Raw genomic sequence first — 26,496 nt, 5'->3', positions numbered from 1 at the left:
CGAAGCGGATGCGGGAAATTCTCCCCCGTGAAATCGTCACTACCCTAATGTTTTCAGCGTATTTCGGTAAATTCCTCATCGCCTGCCTGACGGCCTGCCACTGAAACGTGATGGGTGAGCGAGAAGCTGTGAGGCAGAGCAAGGGGTTTGCCTACGATCGAATCAAGCGCCGCATCCGCCAGAAGATGGGCGATGCCGAAGCTGACCTTGAAGCCGCCGGTGAGTGCGTGAATGTGGCGATGAGCAGGATGGGGGCCAACCATCGGATCCCGATCGATCGCCTTGGGTCGAAGCCCGGCCCAGCGTTCGACGACCTCCGCCTCATGCAGACCCGGCGCCAGCTTCCGGGCCTCGGCAATCAGCGCGTCGAGCTGCCCGTCGGTGGAGAACGGTTCATCATAGCGGTTCTCGCTGGTGCTGCCAATGGCGACAAGCCCCCCCTCATGCGGCACGACATAGAGCCCGTCGAGATAAAGAAGCGGCAGTTCATCCGGCAGATCAACCTTCATCAGGGCCGCCTGCCCTTTCACGCCCCGCCCCAGCGGCTTTGGCAGGGTCGGCCCGAGCGCTTCCAGCAAGGGAAACGAGCCGACGCCGGCAGCCACCAAGAGCGAGCCAAAGCCGATCGAACTCCCGTCCGCCAGCACAATTCGGTTTGCCAGCGGATCGATGCGATGCGCGGCAACTCCCTCGACAAGCCGCACGCGACCGCTTTGGTGCAGTCGAGCCCGGATCGTCGCGGTGAGCGAGCGCGGCGACACGCGTCCGGCAAACAGGTCATGCACCAGCCCGGCAGCGCTGAACTCGCCCGAGGGCCAGTCGGCAAACGGGCTTTCATCGATCACCGACCAGGCAAAGGCGCGGCCCTGCTGGCTCCAGTTTGTCTCGGCCTCCCGGGAATGTCGCTCGGCGATGGGCCTCAAATGGGCTTTCGGCAGCGGGATCAGCCGCCCGCAGCGCCGATAACCCGCCGAAAGACCGGTTTCCGCCTCAAGCGCTGCAATCTCTGCCTCCAGCGACAGAAGTCCATCGAATTGCAGCTGCTTCTTCTCGTTCCAGCGATCCGGCATATGCGCCATCAACGCACCGAGCAGGCCGCCGCTGGCCCCGCTGCCGGTGCGCTCGGCCTCGACCAGGATCGTGTCGATGCCCCGGCGCTCGGCTTTCAGCGCCGCCCAGAGGCCCATGATGCCGCCACCGACGATCACGAGGTCCGCCCGCAATTGACCTGACAACGCAGCCGTTTTATCGGACATGACCATGACCCATTCGAATTCAACGCCGGCCACGGGCAACACGCCGCCGCTCACCTGGCATGACGGCGATATGCCCTTTTCCACCGCCTTTGGCGATCATTTTTATTGCCAGACGGATGGCCGGCTGGAATGCGGCCATGTCTTCCTCGCCGGAAATGGGTTGCCGGAGCGCTGGCAGCATGCCGAGGATTTCACCATAGGCGAACTCGGCTTCGGCACGGGCCTGAACGCCTGCGAAACCTGGCGGCAGTGGAAGACGCATCGCCGCCCCGGCGCCCACCTGCACTTCGTTTCCTTCGAGCTTTTCCCCATGCAGGCTGAGGAAATCGACCGTGCCCTCTCCCGTTGGCCGGAAATCGATGCCGAGCGGAAGGCGCTCGTCGCTTCCTGGCCGGCAGAACCCTCAGGCGTGGTCACGATCGATCTCGACGGCCAAACGCGGCTTTCCGTCGTCTGCGGCGACGCCTTTGAAAACCTCTCCGCAAGCCCGCTCACCTTCGACGCCTGGTTCCTCGACGGCTTCGCGCCGTCTCGCAACAGCGCCATGTGGTCGGCGGAGCTGATGCAGCGTGTCCATGACACGACCAGGCGGGGGGGCGGCTTCGCGACCTATGCCGCCGCCGGCTTCGTCCGCCGCAATTTGATTGCCGCCGGTTTCGCCGTCGAGCGACGCCCGGGCTTCGCCGGAAAGCGGGAAATGCTGTGCGGGGTGAGGCCGTCGGGCTGATCAGCGCTCGGCGCTTGCAAGCGCGGCAAGCGGCCGTCCGCTCCACTCCTCGATCTTGCGCATCAGGAGTTCGGGGGAAATCGGTTTCGACAGGTAGTCGTCCATGCCGGCCGCCAAGCAAGCTTCCCGGTCGCTGTCGAGTGCGTGCGCGGTCACCCCGATGATCGGGATCCGGTAGTTGCCGCGCTGCGCTTCTTCGCTGCGGATCAGGCCAGTCGCCTGGTGTCCGTTCATGACCGGCATCGACACATCCATCAGGATCAGATCCGGCCGCTCGCTACGCCAGGCCTGAACGGCCTCTTCGCCATTGCCGACAATGCGATAGGCAATCCCGCTGCCGGTGAGGATCTGTCGGAAGACGATCTGGTTGACCGGATTGTCTTCCGCGATCAGCACCCGAAGCGCGCCCTGATCGGCTGTCTCAGTGTGCAGGACTGCAGGCTCAACCACAGGCGGCTGCGGCAGTACGGGAGGCTGCACGGGCGCAGTCGCGGGGAATGGCTTGAGGCGTGCCGAATTGACGCCATGCACGCGTGCGGTCCTGACAACGTCGATGATTGCCCCGCGCAAGACATTGGCGCGCGCCGGCTTCATCAGATGCGCCTGGATCTTGAGGCTCTCGAAAAGGCGATCGTCTCCCACCATGTCCATAGAGGTCAAAAAGACCAGCGCAATGTCGTCGAAGCGACGATCGTCACGTATGGCGCGCGCCACGTCGACGCCGTTCATGTCGGGCATCTGGTAGTCGATGACGACGACGTCGATCTTGAGCCCCTCCGCATGCGCTGCAGACAGGATGTCGAGCCCCGACGGTCCATCGGAAACCGCGAGCCCGTCGAAACCCCACATCTTCAATTGTTCGCTGATGATGCGCCGATTGACGGCGTTGTCGTCGATGACGAGCACGCGGGCATCCTTGACCGTCGTCGGCAGTTCCCTCTGCCGCCTGCGCTCGGCAACAACGGGAAGCGGCAGCTCCACAGTAAAGGCAGAGCCGCAGCCGACGGCGGATTCGACGCTGAGCTTTCCACCGAAGAGGCGCACCAGACCGGAGGTGATGGCGAGGCCGAGGCCCGTTCCCTCGTGACGCCGCGTCGATGACGTATCGACCTGAGAAAACTTCTCGAAAATCTGGGCCTGCATCTCGGGCGGTATGCCGATGCCGGTATCCTCGATGCGCAGCTTCAGAACGGCCTGACCTTCCGAAATCGGTTCCGCAGACACCTCGACATGCACATGGCCTTTCTCGGTGAACTTGATCGCATTGCCCACGAGATTGGTCACGATCTGCCGGAAGCGGCCCGGATCGCCCATGAAGGTATGCATCACTTTCTGGTCGCCGGAGACGACGAGTTCGATGTCCTTCTCGGCGGCAGCGGCCGACAGAAGCGTGGCGACGTCCTCGATTGCTTCGACCGGATCAAAGGGCGACTTCCGGAGTTTCAGCTGGCCGGCATCGATCTTGGAGAAGTCCAGGATGTCGTTGATGATGGTCAGCAGCGCGTTGCCGGATTTGACCATGATGTCGACAAAGGTCTTCTGGCGGCTGTCCAGCTCCGATTTTGACAGAAGTTCCGCCATTCCAAGAACGCCGTTCATCGGCGTGCGGATCTCGTGGCTCATATTCGCCAGGAAGTCGGACTTCGCCTTGTCGGCCGCCTCGGCACGGGCGAGCAGAACCTCGAGTTCGGCTTCGCGGGCCTTCAGCTCGGTAAAGTCGGTCAGCACCACAACACAGCTGCGGTCGCCGCCGAAGGTCGCTTCCAACTTGACCCAGGTCTTGCCGTTGGCGAGGAAATTCGTCGAGACACCGTTTGACCCCTGAAGCGCCGATTGCCATTGCCCAAGGATGGTTTGCGCTTCGGCGCCGAAGTCGCCGCGGGCGGCACAGTATTCGAAGATCGGACGCCAGCTCTCACCCGTCGTGACGAGCGTCTCGGGCAGGTCGAGGATCCGGGTGAACGACGGGTTGACCTCCGTTATCCGCCCCTTCTCGATCATCATCAGGCCCTGCGTCATCATCCGCATGGATTCCTGGACGAAGCCGCCCAGCCGCTCCAGCTGCTGCTGCGCTTCATTGATCTCCCGTTCGCGCGCCCGCATTTCGGTGAGGTCGGAATAGGTCAGGAGGATCTTGCGGTCATGCAGGCGGGTAATCGTCGCCAGCACGAACTTGCCGTCGTCATAAGCGAGCTCCGTGACATGCGACCCCTCCAGCGCGTCGAACTGGGCCAAGCGCCGACGGTAACCTTCCTCGAATTCGATCCCGGGCCAGGCCCATCCGCGCGCGTGGTTTTGTTCGCAATATGTACGGAAAGGAAGGCCATCGAGCTGCAGGTCCGGAGGCCATTTCCAGATCTCGCGGCACTTTTCGTTGGCGAACTCGACCACGTAGTCCGCGCCAAGGATGACGACGCCGACCGGCATCACCTGCAGCATCGACACCATGTCGCCATAAAGCGTCTCGGCTCTTGCCTGAGCAGCCATGAGTGCTTCCTGGCCCTCACGGATCATCGACACGTCATTGACCGAGCCGACGAGGTAATGCTTGTTCTGTGACGTCGTGATGCGGCTAAGCCGGGTGATGACCGAGATTTCCCGGCCATCGCGCACGACGATCTCGCGGTTCTTTTCGATCATCTCGCCCGTTGCAAAGATCCGGAGGTTCTCCTCCTTCATGATCTTGCCGTGTTCCGGCCAGAGCTCCTCCTCCGTAAGCCCATAGACATCTTCGCGACGCTGGCCGTGAAGCTCTTCATAGGCCCTGTTCACGTAGATCATTTTGTGATTCGGATTGCGGATGAACACCGGCACCGGCATCTGCTCCAGAGCCGCGCGGTAGAGCAAAGTCTCCTCTTCGCGCTGGAACATCTCCGAGACATCGGAATAGGTGAGCAGGATCTGCCCGCCGGCTAATCGGCGGCTGGTGCCGGCAAGGACCCGACCGGACGGGGTCTTTATGTCGATCAGCGGCCCTTCTGCGAGATTTGCTATCTGTTCAAGTCGGAAATCGACGCGCTCGCAGACCTCGTGGAGCGGAATGTCAGGACGGGCTTTCCCGATCGCGCGCACAAGAAAATCGCGATAGGGCATCCCGAGAAGCACGCCGCCAGTTTCGAATTCCAGCATCTCGACGACAGCCGGATTGACGAAGGAAATCGTCAGGTCCGGATCAAGAACCATGATGCCGACCGGAAGCGAGGCCATGAGGCTCTGCAATTGCATCTGCAGCGCTTCCGACTCCTGCCGCACCACCTCGAGCTTGTGCTGCTCCAGGCGCAGCGGCGACAGATCGGTGATGGAACCGACGATGTAGCGCGCACCGTCACCGCCGGTGACCGCACCCGTGCGGGTCAACACCGGTATCCTCCTGCCGTCTGCGGTAATGAACGTTTCCTGGATTTCCTCCCGCAGCCCATTCTCGAGCACACGTTTATTGCCCTCGTGGTAGCTGCGGCCAAGGACGGGGAAGTTTTCCTCCTCCGTGCCCCCGATCAGCTCTGCGATCGGACGGCCAACCATCTCGGCATAGGCGCAGTTGCCAAACAACAGACGGTGGTTGGCGTCGCGCACATAGGTCGCGACCGGATACTGTTCGAGCACGGCCTGGAAGAGCGCAACCGAAGGCAGAGGCGAGGAGCCGGACGGAGCAGACGAGGCGGCGAAAGGCTCCTCTTCCTCCATGAAGCCGAAGAGATAGATGCGGTCGTCATCGTCGAAGAAGCGCTCGATATGCAGCACTCGGACAGGACCCGCAGGATCGGGCCGCAGATGCAGCGCCTCCTCCTCGCCGAAAACCAGGACCCGGCGCTCGCGATCGTCGCGCAGACCGTCGGGGTCGATTCCAAAGATCTCGCGGTCGTGGCGATGAATGAAGCTTTCGACGGAAAGATTATGCAATCTGGCGAAGGCAGCATTGACGGCGACATAGCGCAACTCGCTGTCCTTCACGTAGGAAGGCAGGTCGAGCGCGGCAATCTTGTCGCGGACTAGCTCGAGCAAGGCGCTTCCCCGGATCAACGTTCTGTTCACTCCTCGATCAATGCCGCATTTTGGTAAACAGCCGGTAAGCAAGCTCATGATCGTGTGCTTTAACAGCGAACAAAGAAGCACAACGACACGTGCGAACCGGCGCGCCGTGGCCACTGTTCCAGATGAGCCGGTTTTTCGTCGCAAACGGCAATGCCTTTTGGCTCGTGAACCTGCGAGACTTGATGTCGAGATTGACACAATGGATCGACCATGAGCGACATCACGACCTCCGCCTTGTCCGAGTCTGAAACCTCTCCCGCCGGTGGCGAACGCCGCAGGCGAACCGGTGGCCGCGGCGCAGATCGCAGCCGCACGGGCGCTGCTGGCAAATACCGCAATCTCGTCAATCGTCTTGCAAAGACCGAGTTGCTCGACCCCGCTGCGCTCGACGACATTCACAATGCGTCGCTGACCATCCTCGAAGAAGTCGGCATGGACATCATGCTGCCGGAGGCGCGTGCGATCATGAAGGCGCATGGCGCCGACGTGACCGAAGGCTCCGAGCGCGTGCGCTTCGATCGCGGCCTGATCACCGAGATGATCGCGTCTGCGCCGCGAGAATTCCAGATGTTCGCCCGCAATCCCGAGCGCAACGTCAAGATGGGCGGCAACAATCTGGTCTTCGCCCAGATCGCCTCAGCACCCTTTGTCGCCGATCGCGAAGGCGGCCGCCGCGCCGGCAATCAGGAAGACTTCCGCAAGCTCGTGAAGCTCGCCCAGTGCTACGACGTGATCCACACGACCGGCGGCTATCCGGTCGAACCGATCGACATCCACGCCTCGGTCCGCCACCTCGACTGCCTCTCCGACATGGTGAAGCTGACCGACAAGGTCTTCCACTGCTACTCACTGGGCAAGCAGCGCAATCTCGACGCCATCGAGATCGCCCGTATCGGCCGCGGTATTTCCATGGAGCAGATGGAAAACGAGCCCTCGCTCTTCACCATCATCAACTCGTCCTCGCCGCTCCGGCTCGACGGCCCGATGCTCCAGGGCATCATCGAAATGTCCTCGCGCGGCCAGGTCGTCGTCATGACGCCGTTCACGCTGGCCGGGGCCATGGCACCGGTCACCATTGCCGGTGCGGTCGTGCAGCAGAATGCCGAAGCGCTGTGTGGCATCGCCTTCACCCAGATGGTCAAGCGCGGCGCCCCTGTTGTCTATGGCGGCTTCACCTCGAATGTCGACATGAAGACCGGCGCACCGGCCTTCGGCACGCCGGAATACATGAAGGCGGTCATTGTGGGCGGCCAGCTCGCCCGACGCTATGGCATCCCCTACCGCACCTCGAACACCAATGCCGCGAACACGCTCGATGCCCAAGCGGCCTACGAGAGCGCCTTCTCTCTGTGGGCGCTGACGCAAGGCGGCGGCAATTTCATCATGCATTCCGCCGGCTGGACCGAAGGCGGACTGACGGCCTCCTTCGAGAAGTTCATCCTCGATGTCGACATGCTGCAGATGGTCGCCGAATTCCTAACCCCCCTCGACGTCAGCCAGGATGCGCTGGCGCTCGATGCCGTCCGAGAGGTCGGCCCCGGCGGCCACTTCTTCGGCACGGCCCACACGCTCGCCCGCTATGAGAGCGCCTTCTATTCACCGATCCTCTCCGACTGGCGCAATTTCGAGACCTGGACCGAGGCCGGCCGTCCGACCACCTACGACCACGCCAACCGCATCTTCAAGGAGAAGCTGGCGAGCTATGAGCGCCCGCCGATCGATCCGGCCGTCGAGGAAGAGCTCGACGCCTTCGTGGCGAAACGCAAGGCCGAAGGTGGGGTTGCGACGGATTTCTGATCCGTCACGACAGCTGCTTGAGATAGGCCTGATAGGTCTGGTGGGCCGCCGGCTCAAAGCGATCGGTCATGACTTTCCAGTCTTCAACACGATCGAGGCGGAAATCGCGAAAACCCTGGCGCATCTCGCACCAGGCGGTCATCACCCAGATGGCCCCGAAGGCAGCCAAGCCCAGCGGCCAGACGACCCGCTGGCTGCGCTCGCCCGGAAGCGAATGATAGGCAATCCAGACCTTGCGTTTGGCCGACAGCGCCGAGCGGACATCGCCGAGACAATCCGGCACCATGGGCTGGGCAGACGACCGGAAGGCATGGATCGGCGCTGAGATCAGCCGCTCGGCATGCTCCATCGGCAGCATTCCCAGCATCTTCTCCTTCGCCTCGCGCGCCGCCTGGCCGAGTCTGGGATCGCCCAGCATCTCGACCGCCCTGAGACCGAAGGCCAGTGCTTCCAGCTGCTCGAAGGTGAAGGTCAGCGGCGGCGCATCGAAGGCCTCGCGCAACATGTAGCCCACGCCACGCTCGCCTTCGATCGGCGCACCGGACGCAATCAGGTGGTCCATGTCGCGATAGATGGTGCGGGGTGCCACCTCCATCTTTTCGGCGATCTCGGCCGCCGTCATCGCCCGGCCCGTTGAGCGCATCAGCTGAATGATCCGGAACAGGCGATCGGCGGGACGCATTGGTGGCTCCGAAAAGATTGTGGCCAGAAGGTTGTCAGTTGAGCCGTGTTAGGTCAAGTCGTCCTCAAATGCCGGAGACTTAAATGACCACAGACACTGTTCTCGAAATCGCCATTTGCACCGTTGCCAACAAACCCGCTGCGGAAGAAGCCCGCAGGAGCGCCATGGCAGCCGTCAGGGCCTATCCCGGTTTTGTGTCCTGGCGTTCCCTCACGTCCCTGGATCAGCGCGACATGATCGCTGATCTCGTCGAGTGGACAGACCGGGAAAGCGCCGATGCGGCTGCCGTCAGGGTCCAGGCCGATCCGGCCTTTGCCCCTTACATGGCAGCGATTACGGGTGTTACCCTGATGCAGCATTTCAAGATAGACAACGTGATTTAAGGCGAATGGCCGAACCTTTGAAACACCTGATCGGGCCTCAAACGACCCGCGACACGGCAAATGCCGTGGCGCGGGCTTGGGCGTCCTTCGACCGCAACCGGTTCCTCGCCGAGGTGCTTGCAGAGATCGAGGCGCTCGAACTCATGCAGCGAGGCCAGTGCATCGCCGACGCACTCCGCCGCCATCTGCCTGAGGACTTCGCGAAGACGGCCACGATCCTGCAGGACTGCCTGCCGACACCGGAGCATCCGGGCCTCAGCGGCTGGGCGCTCCTCTCCTTCAACCAGTACATTGCCGCCCATGGACGCGGTCATCGGGAGGTGTCCCTAAACCTCCTGAAGTCCCTGACGCCGCACTTCACCGCGGAATTCGGCATCCGTCCTTTCGTTGCGGACGAGCAGGACAAGGCCCTGAGCATAATCTCTGCTTGGGTTGCTGACCCGGACTTCCATGTCCGCCGGCTCGCGAGCGAAGGCACCCGCCCCCGTCTGCCATGGGCCATGCGCCTGCCGGACCTGGTCCGGGACCCCTCGCCCATCCTGCCCATCCTTGAGGCCCTGCTGGACGACGGGGAGGATTATGTTCGCCGATCGGTGGCAAACAGCCTGAACGACATCGCCAAGGACCATCCGGACCTCGTCGCCGATTTCGTCGACCGGCATCGGCAGGGTGCGTCGAAAGAACGGCTCTGGCTGCTGAAACACGCTTCACGCACGCTGGTAAAGAAGGGCCACGCCAAGGCACTCGCGAATTTCGGCTTCGAACCACTCGATGATGTCGCCGCCTCACTGGAATTCGACACAGAATACATCGTCTTCCCCGGTGAACTGGATTTCCGGGTTCATCTGCGCAGCGACAGCCGGGAAAGACGAACCGTCCTCCTCGACTACGCGATCCATCACCAGAAAAAAGATGGCTCCCTTTCGCCAAAGGTGTTCAAAGGCAAGAGCGTGGTACTGCAGCCGGGAGAAACGTTGACAGTCATGAAACGCCACGCTTTGCGTCCCATCACGACGCGTGTCTACCATTCGGGCCTCCACAGGTTGGAAATCCTTGTCAATGGCCGGTCCGTCGGCAGCGCCGACTTCCGTCTCGACATGCCGAACACCACAACTGCATGAGTGCTACGGGCCAGGTCATCCGGTTCGAGGCAGAGGTGATCCGGTTCGACGGCGCCGGCGGCTGGCACGCCGTCTTTCTACCCGATGATGCCGCCTCCGAGGCCCGATTTTTCGGTCGGCCCAATGCGCTCGGGTCGATCGCGGTCATCGTCGACGTGAACACGTCCTCTGCACGCACCTCTCTCTTTCCCGACAAGCAGCGACAGTCCTTTCTGCTGCCGCTGAACGCGCGCCTGCGCAAGGACGCCGAGATCACCGCCGGGGACCGGATCGCCGTGGTCTTGACCCTCATCGACTGAAACACCTGCCCAAGGTGTTTACCGCAGTGCAAAACAAATCCTTGACTTCCGGGGCGAATGGGCCCATTTGCAGGTCAGCTTTCACCTTCCGGCCGCCGCGTGAGCGAGCCCAGCGACATCTGAGACGCGAAGAAGGCAAGGCGCGAAGAGAATGCGGCGATCATCATCGCCGATGCGCTGGAAAGTTTTTCCAACTTACAAGTTCCCAAATCACGCGGGGTTCTTGACGCCAATGCCAACCGGTTCGCAAACACGCGGCCCGGTCGAATGGTTTTTGGCGCCCCCGAAAGGCAAATGCTTTGACCACTTTCGACGACCTTGGACTGTCCAAGAAAATCGTGAAGACCCTCGGCCATCTCGGCTTTGAAACTCCCACCCCCATCCAGGCGCAGGCAATCCCGCTTGTCATGGAAGGCCGCGACCTGATCGGTCTCGCCCAGACCGGCACCGGCAAGACCGCCGCCTTCGGCCTGCCGATCATCGAAGCGCTGATGGCCAGCGAGGCCCGGCCGCAGTCGCGCTCCACCCGCGTTCTGATCCTTGCCCCCACGCGCGAACTGGTAAACCAGATCGGCGACAACCTGCGCGCCTTCAACCAGAAGCTCCCGCTGAAGATCATTCAGGTCGTGGGCGGCGCATCGATCGGCAAGCAGCAGATGCAGCTTCTCTCCGGCGCCGATATTCTTGTTGCCACCCCCGGCCGACTTCTTGACCTGATCGAGCGCAATGCCGTGACGCTGCGCCAGGTCACCCATCTCGTTCTCGACGAAGCGGACCAGATGCTCGACCTCGGCTTCATCCACGACCTGCGCAAGATTGCGAAAATGGTCCCGCCGAAGCGCCAGACCCTGCTGTTCTCGGCCACCATGCCGAAGACCATCGCCGATCTCGCCGCCCAGTTCCTGACCAACCCGGCCAAGGTCGAAGTGACCCCTGCCGGCAAGGCAGCCGACAAGGTCGAACAGCACGTACACTTCCTCGCTGGCCAGAATGCCAAGACGGAACTGTTGAAGAAGATCCTCAACGACAATCCGGACGGCCGTTCCATCGTCTTCCTGCGCACCAAGCACGGCGCCGAAAAGCTGATGAAGCATCTCGACATCACCGGCTATTCGGTTGCCTCGATCCACGGCAACAAGAGCCAGGGCCAGCGCGAGCGCGCCTTGAAGGGTTTCCGTGACGGCCAGATCAAGACGCTGATCGCCACCGACGTTGCCGCCCGCGGCATCGACATCCCGGCCGTCAGCCACGTCTTCAACTATGACCTGCCGGAAGTGCCGGACGCCTATGTCCACCGCATCGGCCGCACCGCGCGTGCCGGCCGTGACGGCATCGCGATCGCCTTCTGCGGTCCGGACGAGGGGCGCCTGCTGCGCGACATCGAAAAGCTGATGGGCATCGAGATCCCGGTCGCCTCGGGCGAGCCGCCGGCAAACCTGCAGCGTCCTGTCCGTCCGCAGCGCCGTGGCGGTGCTGGCGGCGGCGGCAACAACCGCAACCACCAGGGCGGCCAGGGCCGTGACAAGTCCGAAGGCGGCGCCAAGGCCGACGGCCGTCCGGCTGGCAAGCCGGGTCACCGCAAGGGTGGCAATGGCGGCGGTCAGAACCGCAGCGCCAACGGCAATGGCGGCAATCGCTCCGCCAATGGCAATGGCCAGAGCCGTGGCGGAAATGGCCAGGCACGGCCCGCACGCTCCGGCACTGCCGGCGGTCGCCGCCGCGAGGCCTGATCAGCGGCGCAAAGCCAGACGAAGTGAGGAGATGGCGCGGCACCCACCGCGCCATTTTCCGTTTGGGGGAGATGCCCCCGTTAATCCGACGCCGAGACCGTCTTGCGATTGGTGAGATAGACTCCGACCATGACCACACAGGTACCGACCATCATCGGCACCGTCAGCTCCTCCCCAAACGCGATCGCCGCTTCGAGCGCGGCCAGCGGCGGCACGAGATAGATCAGCGATGCCGCCTTCGAGACATCCCCGCGCCGGATGAGATAAAGCAGGAGGGCAATCGCCCCCATCGAGATGCCGATGACCGACCAGGCGAGCGTGGCAAAGAAGCCCAGGCTCCAGTCGACATGCAGGTTTTCAAGCGCCAACGCCGCCGGGATGGTGACCATCAACGCGCCGACATATTGCAGTGTCGCAACCGCTCTCAGATCCCCCTCACGGACGAATCGCTTCTGATAAAGCGTCCCGGCGGTCACGCAGGCCATGGCGAGCACATTGACCGCCACCGCATAGGCCGGAATGGTCGACGCGTCGATCACCACCACCTTGGGCAGAACCGCAATCGCCACACCGAGAAAGCCGATGACAAGCCCCACCTGCTGGCTGCGACTGAGGCGCTCGCTGATCAGAAAGGCGGCGGCAACGCCCGTCATCAGCGGCTGCAGTCCGGCGATGATGCCCGAAAGTGCAGCCGGCACCCCCTGCCCGATCGCCCACCAGACCATGCCGAGATAGAGCCCGTGCAGGAACATGCCCGAAACGACAGCGTGCATCCAGCCGGCGCGATCCTTCGGCCAGGAGACGCCCCCGAGCCGACAGACGATGTAAAACAGGACCACTGCCGTCCCGTAGCGCACGACGAGGAAGGTCAGGGGATCGGCAAAGAAGGTCGCATATTTCGCCGAGATCCACCCGGTCGACCAGAGCAGAACGAAAAGGACGGGTGCAAGCCGGGTCAGGGTCATGAATAACTGCCTTTCGAGGACCGGACCAGGGTCGCCGGCAAGCCGCCTCGATACTGCGCGCGCCGTCACCGGTCAAAACAGTTTTGCTGCAGCCAGCCGTGAATTTCATTCACTGGGCTGACCCTGAAAAATTTCAGAAAACCGACATGCTCAATTTTTCGGCAACTTTGAGCGCCACCAGCATCTCGAAACTGGCTATCTGCTAATTCACGCGGGACTTGTCCTGGCAGGGCGGCAGAGACAAGAAGCGATATGCCCAGACTTTACGCGATTGCTGCATTTTCGGTCAGGTCGATCTGCCGGCAATTCTACCAAGGGAGCCTGCGAACATCCTTGCATTGGCCAAATGGTTGTATTCAAATGACCAAAAAAGGGGATGGCGCCATTGGCATTTGATGAAATGATCACTGCGGAGGATGCTCCGCGCGGACCTTACCAGAACTATTTCGATTGGTATTCGAGCCAGGACCCGGCAAGGCTTCTGGCCAAGTCGCGAGACGCGGAAAACATCTTCCGGAAAACCGGCATTACCTTCGCCGTCTATGGCCATGCCGATAGCTCCGAAAAGCTCATACCCTTCGACATCATCCCGCGCATCATTTCCGGCCGTGAATGGCGCAAGCTGGCCCAGGGCATCGAACAGCGCGTGCTCGCGCTCAATGCCTTCCTCGACGACATCTACCACAAGCAGGAAATCATCAAGGCCGGCCGCATTCCCCGTGAGCTGATCGAGAAGAACGTCGCTTTCCTGCCCGAGATGATCGGCTTCCGTCCGCCGGGCGGCGTCTATACCCACATCGTCGGCACCGACATCGTGCGAACGGGCGAAGACCAGTTCTACGTGCTGGAAGACAATGCCCGCACGCCCTCCGGCGTCTCCTACATGCTGGAGAACCGGGAAACCATGATGCAGATGTTCCCCGAGCTCTTCCAGCTCAACAAGGTGCAGCGCGTCGAGGACTATCCCTATCTGCTGCGCCAGTCGCTCGCCTCACTGGCCCCTCCCGGCTGCAAGGGCAAGCCGCGCGTCGCGGTCTTGACCCCGGGCATCTATAACTCGGCCTACTACGAGCATTCCTTCCTTGCCGACATGATGGGCGTGGAACTGGTCGAGGGCTCGGACCTGCGCGTCATCGACGGTAAGGTGAAGATGCGCACCACGCGCGGCTATGAGGCGATCGACGTGCTCTACCGCCGCGTCGACGACGACTTCCTCGATCCGCTCACCTTCCGCCCGGACAGCTGCCTAGGCGTGCCCGGCATCATGGATGTCTACCGCGCCGGCAACATCACCATTGCGAACGCCCCGGGTACTGGCATTTCCGACGACAAGGCGATCTACAGCTACATGCCCGAGATCGTGGAATTCTACACCGGTCGCAAGGCGCTTCTCGAAAACGTGCCGACCTGGCGCTGTTCGGAGGCCGACAGCCTGAAATACGTGCTCGAGCATCTCGAAGAACTCGTGGTCAAGGAAGTCCATGGCTCCGGCGGCTACGGCATGCTGGTCGGCCCCACCGCGACCAAGAAGGAGCGCGCCGATTTCGCCGACAAGTTGAAGGCACGCCCCTCCAACTACATCGCCCAGCCGACACTATCGCTCTCGACGGTTCCGATCCTCGTCAACAAGGGCATCGCACCCCGCCACGTCGACCTTCGTCCCTATGTCCTTGTCTCCGACAAGGTGCAGATCATCCCCGGCGGCTTGACCCGCGTGGCCCTGAAACAGGGTTCCCTCGTGGTCAATTCCAGCCAGGGCGGCGGCACCAAGGACACCTGGGTACTGGAGGACTGACATGGTCATGCTCGGAAGAACTGCCAACGGCCTCTTTTGGATGTTCCGCTACATCGAGAGAGCCGAAAACATCGCCCGCCTCGTCGATGCGGGCCTCAGAATGTCGCTGACCCGCACCGGCGCCTCCGACGACGACTGGGACGCTGTGCTGCAGAGTGCTGATGTCCGCAGCCTGTTTGCCGAGCGCCAGGACAAGGTGACCGCCGCCGACGCGATCGACTTTCTACTGCGCGATACGGCCAATCCCTCGAGCGTCATGTCCTGCATTGATGCGGGCCGCAACAATGCCCGCATGGTGCGCACGGCGCTGACGCGCGAAACCTGGGAAGCCACCAACGAATGCTGGATCGAGCTGAAGCAGATGCTCGCCCGCAAGCTAAAGTCGGCCGACCTGCCCGAAGTGATCGACACGGTGAAGCGCCGGGCCGGCCTGATCCGCGGCGCCTTTCACGGATCGATGCTGAGAAACGAGATCTACAACTTCGCCCGCATCGGCACCTTCATCGAGCGCGCCGACAATACGAGCCGTATTCTCGATGTGAAATACTACGTGCTCCTGCCGGCGATCACCCATGTCGGCTCCTCGCTCGACAACATGCAGTGGGAATCGATTCTGCGCTCGGTCTCCGCACACCGCTCGTATCGTTGGGTCTACGACGGGGAATACAGGGCAGCGAACATCGCCGACTTCCTGATCCTCAATGGTCAGATGCCGCGCTCGCTTGCCTACTGCTACGAAAAGATTGTCTCGAACCTCGGCTATATCGGCAAGGATTATGGCCAGCGTCTCGCCGCCCACGAGACGGCCGACACCGTGCTCGCCAGCCTGAAATCCACCTCGATCGATCAGATCATGGATCAGGGCCTGCACGACTTCCTCGATAATTTCATCGCCCAGAACAACAAGTTGGGCAGTGAGATCACCGAGGGTTACCGGTTCTATAGCTGAGCAGGATCGAGCATGCGTCTCAAGATCACCCACACCACCGAATATCGCTATGACGATCCCGTACAGTACTCCCTGCAGAGGCTCAGGCTCTGCCCGCTCGACGGCCCGGGCCAGAAGGTGCTTTCCTGGAACATAGCCGTGGATGGCGCAACCGTCGAAGCAGGCTTCAACGATCAGTTCGGCAATCACACACACCTGGTGTCGACCGAGGGGAACAGCCACAGCGTCCACATCGTCGCCTCGGGCGAAATCGAAACGGAAGATCGCGCCGGCGTTTTCGGGCCGCATCAGGGTTTCGTGCCGCTCTGGCTCTATCTTCGTGAGACGCCGCGCACCAAGCCCGGCAAGCTGACCCGCGAACTGGTTCGCAGCCTGACGGGTGATAACGAACTCGCCAAGATGCACGACCTGATGGGCAAGCTGAACGCCCAGATCGCCTACGAGCCGGGGACAACGGGGACCGAAACCACTGCCGAGCAGGCGCTTGAAGCCGGTCGCGGGGTCTGCCAGGACCACGCCCATGCCTTCATCGCCGCCGCACGCAGCATGAGCCTGCCGGCACGCTACGTCTCCGGTTACCTGCTGATGGATGACCGGGTCGAGCAGGTTGCGACCCATGCCTGGGGCGAGGTACATCTGCCGGGCCTCGGCTGGGTCGGCTTCGATGCTGCCAACAAGCATTGCCCCGATGCCCGCTATGTCCGGATCGCAACAGGCCTTTGCTACGCCGATGCGGCCCCCGTTTCCGGCATGCGGATCGGGATTGCCGGGGAGGATCTGACCGTCAGGCTGGTGGTTGAACCCTCCCAGAGCCAGAGCCAGTCGCAAAGCTGAGGCACGATCCACGACGCTCTGATCGTCTTCACGCAAGCCCCGCACCATCTCGGCCTGCTCTTCTCGGCGAAGGGTGCGGCGCGGATTGTCGCAACGGAGGACTGTGCGCGCATGCTGTTCGGTAAGTCTCTATTCCAGTCGGTCGTCGACCGGCTCGACGCGGAGGCCGAAGAACAGCCGCTTGCGGAGGAAACGGCCTTTCGCATCAACGGGCTGCCGACGAGCTTCGTGCCGGAACGGCCCGACGAGCCAGCCGGCACGGCATCGTCCGGCCCCGATCTGCGCCTCGGCGCGTATCTCTCGCTGATGCCGGATGAGACCGAAAACCCGCCCCCCGAACCGCCGGCTCCGCCGCCTCCCCCGAGCTGGATCACCAGACTGTCTCCGGAAGAGATCGCCGAGGATCTCGGGCTCGTGCCGTCGGACGATCGCGAACGGCTCGCCGAGCGCCGTCGAGCCTTCGCCCGCGACAACCATCCTGATCGCGTCGCCGCCGAGTATCGTCTGGCAGCCACCACGCGCATGAAGATAGCAAACCGGCTGGTCGACGAAGCGATCAACCGGTTTGATCTCGGTTATGGTCGGTAAAGATCAGTCGTAGAGACGGCGCAGCAGACGGTTGACCGTGTCGCGCTCGGCCACGCCGCCAAGCTGATCCAGAACCCAGCGTTCGTGATCGAGCCAGATCGGCATCAACTCTTCGAGATAGGCCTCTCCCGCAGGTGTCATGTAGAGCGACTGCACGCGCCGATCCGTCTCGGACTTGCGGCGCTCGATGAAGCCCTTGCTCTCCAGACCATCAACGATCGCGACGAAATTGGCACGCTGGATGCCGAGCGCCTCGGCAACTTCGCTCTGCTTGGCGCCCTGATTGTCGGTCAGCAGAAGCAGGACAGCAAAGTCTGTCGGGCGCAGTCCTTTTGAAGAAAAGGCTTCGTTGAAATGCTGAAAAACGGCGAGCTGCGCTCGTCGAAGGCGATATCCCACAGCATCGTCCATGACTGAAAAGTCTAGCTTGGACGTGTTGGGTAGCAATTCATCCATGTTAAGTTCAGGCATTTCCCCGCCATACTCTTTATTGCCCCTCAGCAGAGCCGCACCTGGCGTGCGCGACCCTTCTGCAATTATACTAGCGGTTTAAACCGATGCCACAAGGGCGGAACGGCACCCACTTTTGTGGGATTCAACAATTTTGGCCGATACACGCAGGCTTGGGCTGGCAACTTGCACCTGACCTTGCAAAAGGCGCGGGCATTTGTTCGTCGGGCAGGCAAATTGCCCAGGCTTCTTTGGACTGAGATGAACGGAAGCTCCCCCGGAAAGTTTTTTCGGATTGAAGCCTGCTGGTGACTGCGCTATGACCGCTTTGGAAACGACGAGTCATCTTGTCGCCGGAAGCACCCGTAGCTCAGCTGGATAGAGTGTTGGATTCCGATTCCAAAGGTCACAGGTTCGAATCCTGTCGGGTGCGCCATTTTTCTTTAAAATCCGGCATGCCTGGACTCATAGCAGCCTGCGATGATCCGTCGGTTGGCGCCAAGCCATCTGATAACGCGGACGTGATGGGATTTCCTGCGGCGACGGTGCCTCAGCTGCCTGAACGCCCCCGCCAAGCCCTCGAAATCACTGGACTTTAACAAAAGACAATTCCATCCTTCACCCGTTCGGGAGGAGCCGGACTGCGAAGAGACACGGGTCCCGAAAATGCAAGGCGCCGGAGAGCGCTCTGGGGGGAGTTGATATGGAACACATCTTTACGCCGCCGCGACCGTGGCTGGCGGCCTATGGCACCGGAATTCCGCAGGAACTGGGCGAACTGCGCTACCGCAGCATTGCCGACCTGGTAAACCGCTCCTGCGCGGAGAACGGTCCGCGCAAGGCCTTCACCTGCGTCGTCCCGAACGGCATGAACGGCAGCCTGACCTATGCTGAGATCGGCGAGATGTCGGATGCCTTCGCCGCCTTCCTGCATCATGAGTGCGGGCTGCGGTCGGGCGATCGGGTCGCGGTCCAGCTGCCGAACGGTCTGCCCTATCCGGTCGTTGCCTTCGGCGTCTTCAAGGCGGGCTGCGTCCTCGTCAATACCAACCCGCTCTATACGCCGAGCGAAATGATCCATCAGTTCAATGATTCCGGCGCCAAGGCACTCGTGATCGTCGACATGTTCGCCGACAAGCTGAGCGAAGTGGTGCCCAAGACGGGGATCAAGAGCGTCGTGCTTGCAGGTGTTCCCGAATTCTTCCCGAAACTGCCGGAGATCATCATCCGAGGCGTGCAGAAGGTCTGGGCGAAGACCTTGCCGCCGGTGCCGGCGCTCTCCGTCCCTGTGCTGAGGCTCAAGGAGGCGCTCGCCAAGGGCCGCTCCCACAGAGCGGATGTCAAGGCGATGTGGGCCGCATCCGGCCCCGATGATCTTGCGATGCTGCAATACACAGGCGGCACGACCGGTGTTGCCAAGGGCGCGATGCTGACCCATGGCAATATCCTGACCAATCTCGACCAGGTGCGCGCGGTGTCCGGCGGTGTCATGGCACGCGAAGATCTCGTGCTGACTGCGCTGCCGCTCTATCACATCTTCGCGTTCACGGCGAACCTGATGACCTTCTTCGAGCTTGGCGCCCGCAACATCCTGATTCCCTCGCCACGCCCGGTCCAGAACCTGCAGCGGGCGATCGAGAACTATCCGATCACCTGGATCACCGGCGTCAACACGCTGTTCAACGGCCTGATGAACGAGGAATGGTTCGCCGCCTACCCGCCGAACAAGCTGAAGGCGGCGATTGCCGGTGGCACGGCATTGCACGAGGCCGTCGCAACCCGCTGGCGCGTGATGACCGGGACCCCGATCGCCGAGGGCTATGGCCTGAGCGAAACCTCGCCGCTCGTCAGCTTCAACCCCTTCGATGAGCGGGGCAGGTCCGGCAGCATCGGTATCCCAGTCCCCGGCTGCGACGTCGTCCTCGTCGACGGGGACGGCAAACCGGTGCCCGTGGGTGAACCGGGCGAACTGACTGTTCGCGGCAGACAGGTGATGCTCGGCTACTGGCAGCGCCCTGAGGAAACGGCAGCATCACTGCAGAACGGCTGGTTCTCCACCGGCGATATCGCCGTCATGGATGCGGACGGCTATATGAAGATCGTCGACCGCAAGAAGGACCTGGTGCTGGTTTCCGGCTTCAACGTCTACCCGAACGAAGTCGAGGACGCGCTCGCCAAGATGGACGCCGTTCTGGAAGCCGCCGTCGTGGCCATTCCAGATACGAAGACGGGCGAGGCGGTGCGCGCCTATGTGGTGAAGAACCCGGATTTTGAGGGCGACTTGACGGAAGACGACATCCGGCGGCACTGCAGGACCCTGCTCAGCGACTACAAGGTGCCGAAATCGGTCCTTTTCCGCGAATCGCTACCCAAGACACCGATCGGCAAGATCCTGCGCAAGGATCTGAAGGCCGAAGTTTCCCAAGAATTCAAGAAGTGAGCGAGGGCGGACACCATGTTGACTGAACTTGAAACCACACTTCTCGGCATCATGATGATGGTCATCATGCTGGGCATGGGCGCGTCCATGACCTGGCGCGACTTCTTCATCGCATTTCGCAAGCCGAAAGGCATCCTTGTCGGGCTCCTGAGCCAATACATGATCATGCCCTTTCTGGGTTACGCGCTGGCGTTGATCCTGGGGCTCCCGCCCGGAATGGCCGCGGGACTGATCCTGATTGCCTGCATGCCGGGCGGCACCACCAGCAACATATTCACCTACTTTTCGAAGGGGGTTCTGGCCCTGTCGATCATGATGACAACGGTCTCGACCCTGGTTGCCGTCGTGACCGTTCCCTTCCTGCTCAGCTTTTACAGCAGCCTTGCAGGGCTCGGGGGCGATTACGTAATCCCGGCCGGAAATGTCGCACAGGTCCTCGTTGTCCTGCTCGTGCCCACTGTGCTCGGCATGTTCCTGCGCAAGATGAACCCCAATGTCGGCGCCACGATCGAAATGATAGGCTCGCTGCTCGGCGTGGTCGTCATCCTGTTCCTCATCGGCTCCTGGGTTCCGCGCAATTACCAGATGCTGCTGGACACCCCCCTGCCCGTCTACATCGCTGCCATCGGTATCGGTCTCTTCGGCATGTTCCTCGGCTATTGGCTCGCCCGGGCACTTCGTCAGGATGCCAATCGTTCGCGCACGGTCAGTCTTGAAACCGGTATCCAGAACGGCCCTCTCGCAGCACTGATCGTTACCCTGTCGTTCACCGGCACGCAGCAGCAGGAGGTTCTCTTCATACCGATCCTCTACAGCCTGTTCATCGTCATCACCTCCTCCATGATCACGATGTGGTATCGGCGGACGGCCACCGTCGAGGCTCTGGCGCGTGATGCGGCCAAGGTTCGCGTCTGAAGCGGACTTACATCTCCAGCCACGAAGTTGAGGTAACCGACGAGCCGCGCCGCCCGCAAAAGTAGGCGGGGCTCTTCCTTGTCAGGATGGTTCACCGGACTTTAGCGACCGAGGCGGCGCCTTACCGCTGGAGATGGCCAGGCCTGATGGTCAGGCCGTATCGCGGCTGTGCGGCTATCGAAACCTCACTCGCCCCAATTAGTAAGGCAGTCTTTGCCAGAGGCAGGCCTTGGATACCTTTGTGCCCCGAAGCGGTGCACAAGTCTTGTCCCCCAAAATGAGGAAGCCCCGCCGGATGTCGGCGGGGCTCATCAAGTTTGGCGCAGACGATGGAGGCGCGCTGGGCGCCTCCCTGCTTAGATCGCCAGGTAGGCTGCGACGTAGGCGTTTGTCTGGTCCGAGTTCAGCGCCGGGACCTGCGTCGAGGTAAGGGCGAGGATCTGATCCGAGGTCATGTTGGTGATGTCCGCAGTCGAGAGACCGGCCAGCGCAGCGGTGGTGATCGCGGCGATATCGTCGGTGGAGAAGGCCAGGATGTCGGCATCCTCCAGAGCGGCGATTGCTGCCGAGTTCAACACGGCAACCTGCGATGAGGTCAGGGCCGCGATCTGGTCCGAAGTCATCGAGACCAACTGGTCCGTTGTCAGGACACCCACAACTCGGGTCGTCAGGGCGATAACCTGATCGCTTGTCAGACCCGAGAGACCAGCCGAGGACAGGTTCTGTGCCTGGGTCGTGGTCAGAGCCGCAACCTGGCCAGTCGACAGACCAGCGACCTGATCGGAACTCAGGGCAGCGATCTGAGACGTGGTCAGAGATGCGACCTGGCCGGTGGTCAGCCCTACCAGCTGCGTAGAGGTCAGTTGAGCGAAGTTCGCGGTCGACAGTGCTGCGATCGTCCGGGTGCTCAGCGTACCCAGTTCGGTCGAAGTGAATGTCGCCATGTCTTCGGTCTCGAGACCCGCGATGGCCGCAGAGCTGAGCAGTGCAAACTGCGCGCTCGTCAGGGCATCAATCTGCTCGGAGGTGAGTGCTTGTACCTGAGCAGAGTTCAGGGACGAGAACACACTGGTCTTCAGCGCGGCAATCTGTCCGGTCGAGAACGAAGCGAGGTTCTCGGTCGAGAAGGCTGCGAGCTGGCCCGAGCTCAGGGCGTTGATGGCGACGGTCGTGATGCCATCGATATCGTCCGTGGTCAGAGTACCGATCTGAGCCGTGGTGATGGCGGCGACCTGTGCCGTGGTCAGACCGGCGAGCTGAGCCGAGTCCAGAGCCGCGAAGTTTGCGGTCGAGAGCTGGGACAGTGCACGGGTGTTGATGGCTGCGAGATCCAACGGAGAGAATGTCGCAATGTCATCGGTTTCCAGACCCGCGATACCGACCGAGCTGATCGCTGCGAGCTGTGCGGTCGACAGGTAGTCGAACTGGCTCGACGTCATGGCGGCGATCTGGGCAGAGCTCAGGAGAGCAATGCCGCTCGTTGCCACGCCGGGCAACTGCGTGGAGGTGATCGCTGCGAGAGCATCGGTCGTCAGTGCCGCCACCTGAGTGGAGTTGAGGACTGCAACCTGGGCGCTGGTGAGACCGACGATGGCATCAGAGGTCACGGCAGCAACCTGGGCGGTCGACAGTGCGGCGAGCTGGGCCGTTGTCAATCCAACCACCTGGGCCGATGTCAGGGCAGCGACGTTCACCGTGCTCAGCGCGGCCACGACACGGCTCTGCAGGGCACCGATGTCAGCGGAGTCGAATGTTCCAACATCATCAGTCGAGAGACCGAGGACCGCTGCAGAGCTGAGCTGCGAGAGCTGGCTTGTCGTCAGGGCCGCGATCTTGTCGCTTTCCAGGGCCGCAATCTGAGCCGAAGTCAGGCTGGCAACTGCACGGGTGGAGATGGCCGCCACCTGTCCGCTGCTGAGAGCGGCCATGGCATCCGTGGAGATGCCGGTGATGGAGGTCGCCGAGATGATGGCGATTTCATCCGTGCTGAAGGTTGCAATGTCCTCGGATGCCAGCGCAGCAAGATCGCTCGAAGTCAGCGTTGCGATCTGTGTCGAGTTGAGGGCTGCAACCTGATCAGAGGTCATCGCGGTCAGCTGAGCAGAGGTCAGGGCCGAGACGGCACGGCTGTCGAGGGAAGCAACACTTGCTGTCGTCAGAGCGGCGACCGTGGCGGTCAGCATGGCCGCGATCTGGGTCGAGCTCAGGACACCGGCCTGGGTCGTGTTCAGACCGACAATCTGATCACTGGTCAGGGTGGCAACCTGTGCCGTGGTCAGCGAGGCAACCTGGGCACTTGTCAGGCCGCCAAGCTGATCAGAGTCGAGAGCAGCGATGTTGGCCGTCGAGAGAGATGCAACAGCCCGTGAGGACAGTGCTGCCAGATCCGAGGTGGTGAAGGCATCAATGTCTTCCGTCTCAAGACCCGCGACCGCAGCCGTCGTCAGAGCAGCCAGCTGGCCGGTCGTCAGAGCTCCAAGCTGGTCGGATGTCATTGCAGCCACCTGGGTGGAACCGAGGGCGGCAATCGCACGAGTGTTGATCGCGGTGACGAGACCAGTTGCAATCGAGGAGAGCGTGGACGAGGTCAGCGCGTTGATCTGCGCACTGGAGAGCATGGCGACCAGATCCGAGGTGAGACCGTCGAACTGGTCGCTGATCAGCGTCGCAACCTGCGATGTCGTCAGCGCGGTAACCTGGGCCGTCGTCAGACCGCTGAGCTGCAGGCTGTCGAGAGCCTGGATGTTGGCGGTCGACAGGGCTGCGAGGGCGCGAGACGACAGAGCGGCGAGATCCGTGGATGCGAAGGCATCGACGTCTTCGGTTTCAAGACCGGCAACGGCTGCCGAGGTGAGAACGGAGAGCTGACCGGTGGTCAGTGCACCGATCTGCTCGGACGTCATGGCGGCCACCTGTGCCGAGCCGAGGGCGGAGATGACACGCGAGTTCAGAGCCACGACCTGATCGGTCGAGAGCGATCCGAGGGCCTCGGTCGTCAGGGCGTTGACCTGGGCGCTGGTCAGCAGCGCGGTGAGCGCGGTGCTCAGGCCGTCGAGCTGGTCACTCGTCAGCACGGCCACCTGTCCGGTGGAGAGCGAAGCGAGCTGGCCGGAGGTCAAACCGGCGATCTGGCCGCTCACCAGGACTGCCACATTGGCAGTGCTCAGGGCAGCGATGGCGCGGGAATTCAGGACTGCGATCTCTGTCGAGGAGAGTGTCCCGACCGAGTCAGTGTTCAGTCCGCGAATTGCGGTGGATGTCAGATTGGAGAGCTGGTCGGTCGACAGACCGCTGAACTGATCCGAGGTAAGAACGTTCAGCTGATCCGAGCCCAATGCGCCGATCGAGCGGGTGCTGATGGCACCAAGCTGAACGCTGTCGAGCGATGCGACTGCAGCGGTCGACAGAGCCGCAACCTGGCCGGAGGACAGGGTAGCAATCTGCGTCGTGGTAAGACCATCGACCTGATCGCTCGTCAGGGCGCCGATGAGAGCCGTCGAAAGTGCGGCGAGCTGGGCAGTGGTGAGGCCCACCACCTGGGCCGATGTCAGGCTTGCGAAGGAGGCCGTGCTGATGGCTGCCAGCGAACGGGACTGCAGAGCGGCAATATCGGCCGAGTCGAGAGCAGCGAGATCTTCGGTTTCGAGGGCTCGGACAGCCACCGAGGTGAGAGAGCTCAACTGAGTGGTTGTCAGGGCACCAACCTGGTCGGACGTCATCCCGGCAACCTGGGCGCTGCTGAGAGCAGCGATTGCCCGCGAGTTGATGGCCGCGACGCGATCGGTCGTCAGCGAGCCGATCTTGTCAGAAGTGATTCCTGCGAAGGCCGACGAGGTCAGAGACGCGATTTCGTCAGTCGTGAAAGCATTGAGATCTTCGGTCTCAAGCGCAGCGATATCGCTGGAAGAAAGTGCTGCAATCTGAGCCGAAGACAGGGCCTCGATCTGAGCACTCGACATGGCTGTGAGCTGGGCGGTCGTCAGTGCACCGACGGCACGGCTGCTGAGGGCGGCCACCTGCCCCGTGGTGAGCGAAGCGACGTTGCCGGTTCCGAGCGCGACGACCTGGGCGGTGGTCAGCGCTGCGATCTGCCCGGTATTCAGGCCTCCAAGCTGATCGCTGACGAATGCAGCGACCTGCGCCGTGGTCAGCAAGGCGACCTGCGTCGTGGACAGAGCGCCCAGCTGGTCGGAAATGAGTGCTGCAATATTGCCGGTGGACAGGGCAACGAGAGCGCGAGAATTCAGAGAGGCAAGCTCGGTGGACGAGAAGGTTGCGACATCTTCCGTCTCGAGGCCGAGGACGGCTGCAGAAGACAGCGCAGCGATCTGGCCGGTCGAGAGTGCCGCGACCAGTTCGGACGACAGAGCCGCGACCTTGGCCGAAGTCAGGGTGGCGATGACGCGGGTGGCAAGGCCGGCAACCTGTTCCGTCGACAGCGATGCGAGCGTTTCGCTGCTCAGGGCGACTGCCTGGGCAGACGTCAAGCCCAGAAGCTGCGTCGAAGAGAGGCCATCGGCCTGATCGGAGTTCAATGCAGCGATCTGTGCCGTTGTCAGGTTGGCGATCTGAGCGGACGTCAGGGCGCCAAGCTGGCCTGATTCGAGAGAAGCGAAGGCGGCCGTGGACAGCGCAGCGAGTGTCCGGCTCTGAAGAGCGGCAACGCCGGTTGAAGTCAGAGTGTCCAGATCATCGGTGCCAAGGCCGGCAACAGCGGTGCTGCTGAGCGCGCCCAGCTGACCGGTCGTCAGTGCGCCAACCTGCTCTGTGGTGAAGGCTGCGACCTGGTCGGAGCTCAGCAGCGCGACGGTACGGCTGCTGATCGCGGTCACCTGGCTGCTGGTGAGAGCGGCGATCGCGCCGGTGGTCAGGACGCGCACCTGGCTGGAGGTCAGTGCGCCGAGCTGCGACGACGTCAGGCCCTGGACCTGGTCGGATGTCAGGTTGGCGATGACGGTGGTCGACAGCGAAGCGAACTGAGCGGAGGTCAGGCCGGAGATCTGCCCGGAGTTCAAGACCGCAAAATTGGCGGTCGAGATCCCGGCAAGAGCACGCGTGCTGAGCGAGCCAAGCTCGGCCGAGCTCAGCGTGACCATGTCGTCGGTTTCGAGGCCAGCGAGGGCGGCACTACCAAGGGAGTTAAGCTGCGAGGTCGACAGCGCGTCAAACTGCTCTGTCGTGAAACCGCTGACCTGAGTCGAGGTCAAGGAGTTCAGGAAACGGCTGCTGAGCGCGGAGACCTTGGCGCTGTCGATCACAGCGAGCTGATCGACCGTCAATCCGCGGACCGCAGTCGACGAGAGGGCACCGAGCTGAGTCGAGCTGAGAACATCGAAATCCTCGGTCTCGATTGCGCCGAGCTGCACGGAAGAGAGCGCGGCAACCTGGGCGGTCGTCAACGCCGCAACATCCGCAGTCTTGAGGCCGGCGATCAGCGTCGTGGACAACGACCGGATCTGGGAAGTGGTCAAAGAAGAGATAATCGAAGTCATATGAGGCGCGCCTTTAACGTTTGCGGTTGGCCGTTACATTC

General features: G+C 62.2%; 19 protein-coding genes and 1 tRNA gene. 13 read left to right on the top strand and 7 right to left on the bottom strand.

Annotated elements, in window-relative coordinates; translation table 11 throughout:
- Positions 1–53: 53 nt before the first annotated feature.
- Positions 54–1,262 (bottom strand): FAD-binding oxidoreductase, encoded by a 1,209-nt coding sequence (locus H6M51_RS14815; protein ID WP_185810652.1) that lies wholly within the window; start codon positions 1,260–1,262, stop codon positions 54–56.
- On the opposite strand from H6M51_RS14815, the gene mnmD reads away from it, so the two are divergent.
- Positions 1,261–1,983 carry a tRNA (5-methylaminomethyl-2-thiouridine)(34)-methyltransferase MnmD gene (gene mnmD, locus H6M51_RS14810; RefSeq protein WP_185810580.1) on the top strand — a complete coding sequence of 241 codons (723 nt, stop codon included), beginning with the start codon at positions 1,261–1,263 and terminating at the stop codon, positions 1,981–1,983. The genes H6M51_RS14815 and mnmD overlap by 2 nt on opposite strands.
- Here the strand turns inward: mnmD and H6M51_RS14805 are convergent, their stop codons facing one another.
- Complete coding sequence (locus tag H6M51_RS14805; protein ID WP_185810579.1) at positions 1,984–5,985, bottom strand: response regulator; 4,002 nt, start codon at positions 5,983–5,985, stop codon at positions 1,984–1,986.
- 240 nt (positions 5,986–6,225) lie between these two features.
- Between H6M51_RS14805 and H6M51_RS14800 the strand changes: the two genes are divergently transcribed.
- The gene (locus tag H6M51_RS14800; protein ID WP_185810578.1) at positions 6,226–7,812 is read left to right on the top strand and encodes a trimethylamine methyltransferase family protein; all 1,587 of its coding nucleotides are present in this window, start codon (positions 6,226–6,228) and stop codon (positions 7,810–7,812) included.
- Positions 7,813–7,816: 4 nt separating this feature from the next.
- On the opposite strand, the gene H6M51_RS14795 is transcribed toward H6M51_RS14800, so the two are convergent.
- Complete coding sequence (locus H6M51_RS14795; protein ID WP_185810577.1) at positions 7,817–8,494, bottom strand: YafY family protein; 678 nt, start codon at positions 8,492–8,494, stop codon at positions 7,817–7,819.
- Positions 8,495–8,577: 83 nt separating this feature from the next.
- Between H6M51_RS14795 and H6M51_RS14790 the strand changes: the two genes are divergently transcribed.
- Genes H6M51_RS14790 through H6M51_RS14780 form a run of 3 tightly spaced genes read left to right on the top strand, consistent with a single transcriptional unit; the run spans position 8,578 to position 10,297 of the window.
- The gene (locus H6M51_RS14790; RefSeq protein WP_185810576.1) at positions 8,578–8,877 is read left to right on the top strand and encodes a hypothetical protein; all 300 of its coding nucleotides are present in this window, start codon (positions 8,578–8,580) and stop codon (positions 8,875–8,877) included.
- Positions 8,878–8,882: 5 nt separating this feature from the next.
- Complete coding sequence (locus tag H6M51_RS14785) at positions 8,883–9,998, top strand: DNA alkylation repair protein (RefSeq protein WP_185810575.1); 1,116 nt, start codon at positions 8,883–8,885, stop codon at positions 9,996–9,998.
- Positions 9,995–10,297: a DUF1905 domain-containing protein gene (locus H6M51_RS14780; RefSeq protein ID WP_185810574.1), complete on the top strand. Its 303-nt coding sequence runs from the start codon at positions 9,995–9,997 to the stop codon at positions 10,295–10,297. The genes H6M51_RS14785 and H6M51_RS14780 overlap by 4 nt, the downstream gene beginning before the upstream one ends.
- A 74-nt stretch (positions 10,298–10,371) precedes the next feature.
- Here H6M51_RS14780 and H6M51_RS14775 read toward each other — a convergent pair whose 3' ends face one another.
- Positions 10,372–10,653 carry a hypothetical protein gene (locus tag H6M51_RS14775; RefSeq protein WP_185810656.1) on the bottom strand — a complete coding sequence of 94 codons (282 nt, stop codon included), beginning with the start codon at positions 10,651–10,653 and terminating at the stop codon, positions 10,372–10,374.
- Between H6M51_RS14775 and H6M51_RS14770 the strand changes: the two genes are divergently transcribed.
- On the top strand, positions 10,597–12,027 hold the full coding sequence (locus H6M51_RS14770) for a DEAD/DEAH box helicase (protein ID WP_185810573.1): 1,431 nt from the start codon (positions 10,597–10,599) through the stop codon (positions 12,025–12,027). The two genes, H6M51_RS14775 and H6M51_RS14770, sit on opposite strands and share 57 nt — an antisense overlap.
- An 80-nt stretch (positions 12,028–12,107) precedes the next feature.
- On the opposite strand, the gene H6M51_RS14765 is transcribed toward H6M51_RS14770, so the two are convergent.
- Positions 12,108–12,992, bottom strand: coding sequence for a DMT family transporter (locus H6M51_RS14765; RefSeq protein ID WP_185810572.1), 885 nt, complete (start codon positions 12,990–12,992; stop codon positions 12,108–12,110).
- Between the two features lie 385 nt (positions 12,993–13,377).
- On the opposite strand from H6M51_RS14765, the gene H6M51_RS14760 reads away from it, so the two are divergent.
- The 4 genes from H6M51_RS14760 (at position 13,378) to H6M51_RS14745 (ending at position 17,158) form a co-directional block, all read left to right on the top strand.
- A complete protein-coding gene (locus H6M51_RS14760) occupies positions 13,378–14,787 on the top strand; it encodes a circularly permuted type 2 ATP-grasp protein (protein ID WP_185810571.1) in 1,410 nt (469 codons plus the stop codon).
- A gap of 7 nt (positions 14,788–14,794) precedes the next feature.
- Positions 14,795–15,736 (top strand): alpha-E domain-containing protein, encoded by a 942-nt coding sequence (locus tag H6M51_RS14755; protein WP_185810651.1) that lies wholly within the window; start codon positions 14,795–14,797, stop codon positions 15,734–15,736.
- Between the two features lie 12 nt (positions 15,737–15,748).
- Positions 15,749–16,570 carry a transglutaminase family protein gene (locus H6M51_RS14750; protein WP_185810570.1) on the top strand — a complete coding sequence of 274 codons (822 nt, stop codon included), beginning with the start codon at positions 15,749–15,751 and terminating at the stop codon, positions 16,568–16,570.
- Between the two features lie 111 nt (positions 16,571–16,681).
- Positions 16,682–17,158 (top strand): hypothetical protein, encoded by a 477-nt coding sequence (locus tag H6M51_RS14745; protein ID WP_185810569.1) that lies wholly within the window; start codon positions 16,682–16,684, stop codon positions 17,156–17,158.
- Positions 17,159–17,161: 3 nt separating this feature from the next.
- On the opposite strand, the gene H6M51_RS14740 is transcribed toward H6M51_RS14745, so the two are convergent.
- Positions 17,162–17,629, bottom strand: a complete 468-nt coding sequence (locus H6M51_RS14740; protein WP_246780532.1) for a MarR family winged helix-turn-helix transcriptional regulator — start codon at positions 17,627–17,629, stop codon at positions 17,162–17,164.
- A 338-nt stretch (positions 17,630–17,967) separates the two neighbouring features.
- On the opposite strand from H6M51_RS14740, the gene H6M51_RS14735 reads away from it, so the two are divergent.
- The 3 genes from H6M51_RS14735 (at position 17,968) to H6M51_RS14725 (ending at position 20,963) form a co-directional block, all read left to right on the top strand.
- Positions 17,968–18,044 (top strand) — tRNA-Arg (locus tag H6M51_RS14735).
- Positions 18,045–18,311: 267 nt separating this feature from the next.
- On the top strand, positions 18,312–20,048 hold the full coding sequence (locus tag H6M51_RS14730) for an AMP-binding protein (RefSeq protein WP_185810568.1): 1,737 nt from the start codon (positions 18,312–18,314) through the stop codon (positions 20,046–20,048).
- Between the two features lie 15 nt (positions 20,049–20,063).
- Positions 20,064–20,963, top strand: coding sequence for a bile acid:sodium symporter family protein (locus tag H6M51_RS14725; protein WP_185810567.1), 900 nt, complete (start codon positions 20,064–20,066; stop codon positions 20,961–20,963).
- Between the two features lie 356 nt (positions 20,964–21,319).
- On the opposite strand, the gene H6M51_RS14720 is transcribed toward H6M51_RS14725, so the two are convergent.
- Positions 21,320–26,455: a hypothetical protein gene (locus H6M51_RS14720; RefSeq protein WP_281418965.1), complete on the bottom strand. Its 5,136-nt coding sequence runs from the start codon at positions 26,453–26,455 to the stop codon at positions 21,320–21,322.
- Between the last annotated feature and the right edge of the window lie 41 nt (positions 26,456–26,496).

The organism is Rhizobium sp. AQ_MP, assembly GCF_014237835.1.
Lineage (GTDB): Bacteria > Pseudomonadota > Alphaproteobacteria > Rhizobiales > Rhizobiaceae > Allorhizobium.
Note: the sequence above shows the minus strand (reverse complement) of the source record. Positions and strands in the feature narration are given on the sequence as shown.

Excerpts from the sequence above, each read along its gene's own strand:
- H6M51_RS14780 (WP_185810574.1), top strand. The coding sequence starts at position 9,995 with ATGAGTGCTACGGGCCAGGTCATCCGGTTCGAGGCAGAGGTGATCCGG.
- H6M51_RS14815 (WP_185810652.1), bottom strand. The coding sequence starts at position 1,262 with ATGGTCATGTCCGATAAAACGGCTGCGTTGTCAGGTCAATTGCGGGCG.
- H6M51_RS14755 (WP_185810651.1), top strand. The coding sequence starts at position 14,795 with ATGCTCGGAAGAACTGCCAACGGCCTCTTTTGGATGTTCCGCTACATC.
- H6M51_RS14745 (WP_185810569.1), top strand. The coding sequence starts at position 16,682 with ATGCTGTTCGGTAAGTCTCTATTCCAGTCGGTCGTCGACCGGCTCGAC.
- H6M51_RS14740 (WP_246780532.1), bottom strand. The coding sequence starts at position 17,629 with ATGCCTGAACTTAACATGGATGAATTGCTACCCAACACGTCCAAGCTA.
- H6M51_RS14800 (WP_185810578.1), top strand. The coding sequence starts at position 6,226 with ATGAGCGACATCACGACCTCCGCCTTGTCCGAGTCTGAAACCTCTCCC.
- H6M51_RS14795 (WP_185810577.1), bottom strand. The coding sequence starts at position 8,494 with ATGCGTCCCGCCGATCGCCTGTTCCGGATCATTCAGCTGATGCGCTCA.
- H6M51_RS14765 (WP_185810572.1), bottom strand. The coding sequence starts at position 12,992 with ATGACCCTGACCCGGCTTGCACCCGTCCTTTTCGTTCTGCTCTGGTCG.
- H6M51_RS14785 (WP_185810575.1), top strand. The coding sequence starts at position 8,883 with ATGGCCGAACCTTTGAAACACCTGATCGGGCCTCAAACGACCCGCGAC.
- mnmD (WP_185810580.1), top strand. The coding sequence starts at position 1,261 with ATGACCCATTCGAATTCAACGCCGGCCACGGGCAACACGCCGCCGCTC.
- H6M51_RS14790 (WP_185810576.1), top strand. The coding sequence starts at position 8,578 with ATGACCACAGACACTGTTCTCGAAATCGCCATTTGCACCGTTGCCAAC.
- H6M51_RS14775 (WP_185810656.1), bottom strand. The coding sequence starts at position 10,653 with ATGGCCGAGGGTCTTCACGATTTTCTTGGACAGTCCAAGGTCGTCGAA.
- H6M51_RS14750 (WP_185810570.1), top strand. The coding sequence starts at position 15,749 with ATGCGTCTCAAGATCACCCACACCACCGAATATCGCTATGACGATCCC.
- H6M51_RS14725 (WP_185810567.1), top strand. The coding sequence starts at position 20,064 with ATGTTGACTGAACTTGAAACCACACTTCTCGGCATCATGATGATGGTC.
- H6M51_RS14730 (WP_185810568.1), top strand. The coding sequence starts at position 18,312 with ATGGAACACATCTTTACGCCGCCGCGACCGTGGCTGGCGGCCTATGGC.
- H6M51_RS14720 (WP_281418965.1), bottom strand. The coding sequence starts at position 26,455 with ATGACTTCGATTATCTCTTCTTTGACCACTTCCCAGATCCGGTCGTTG.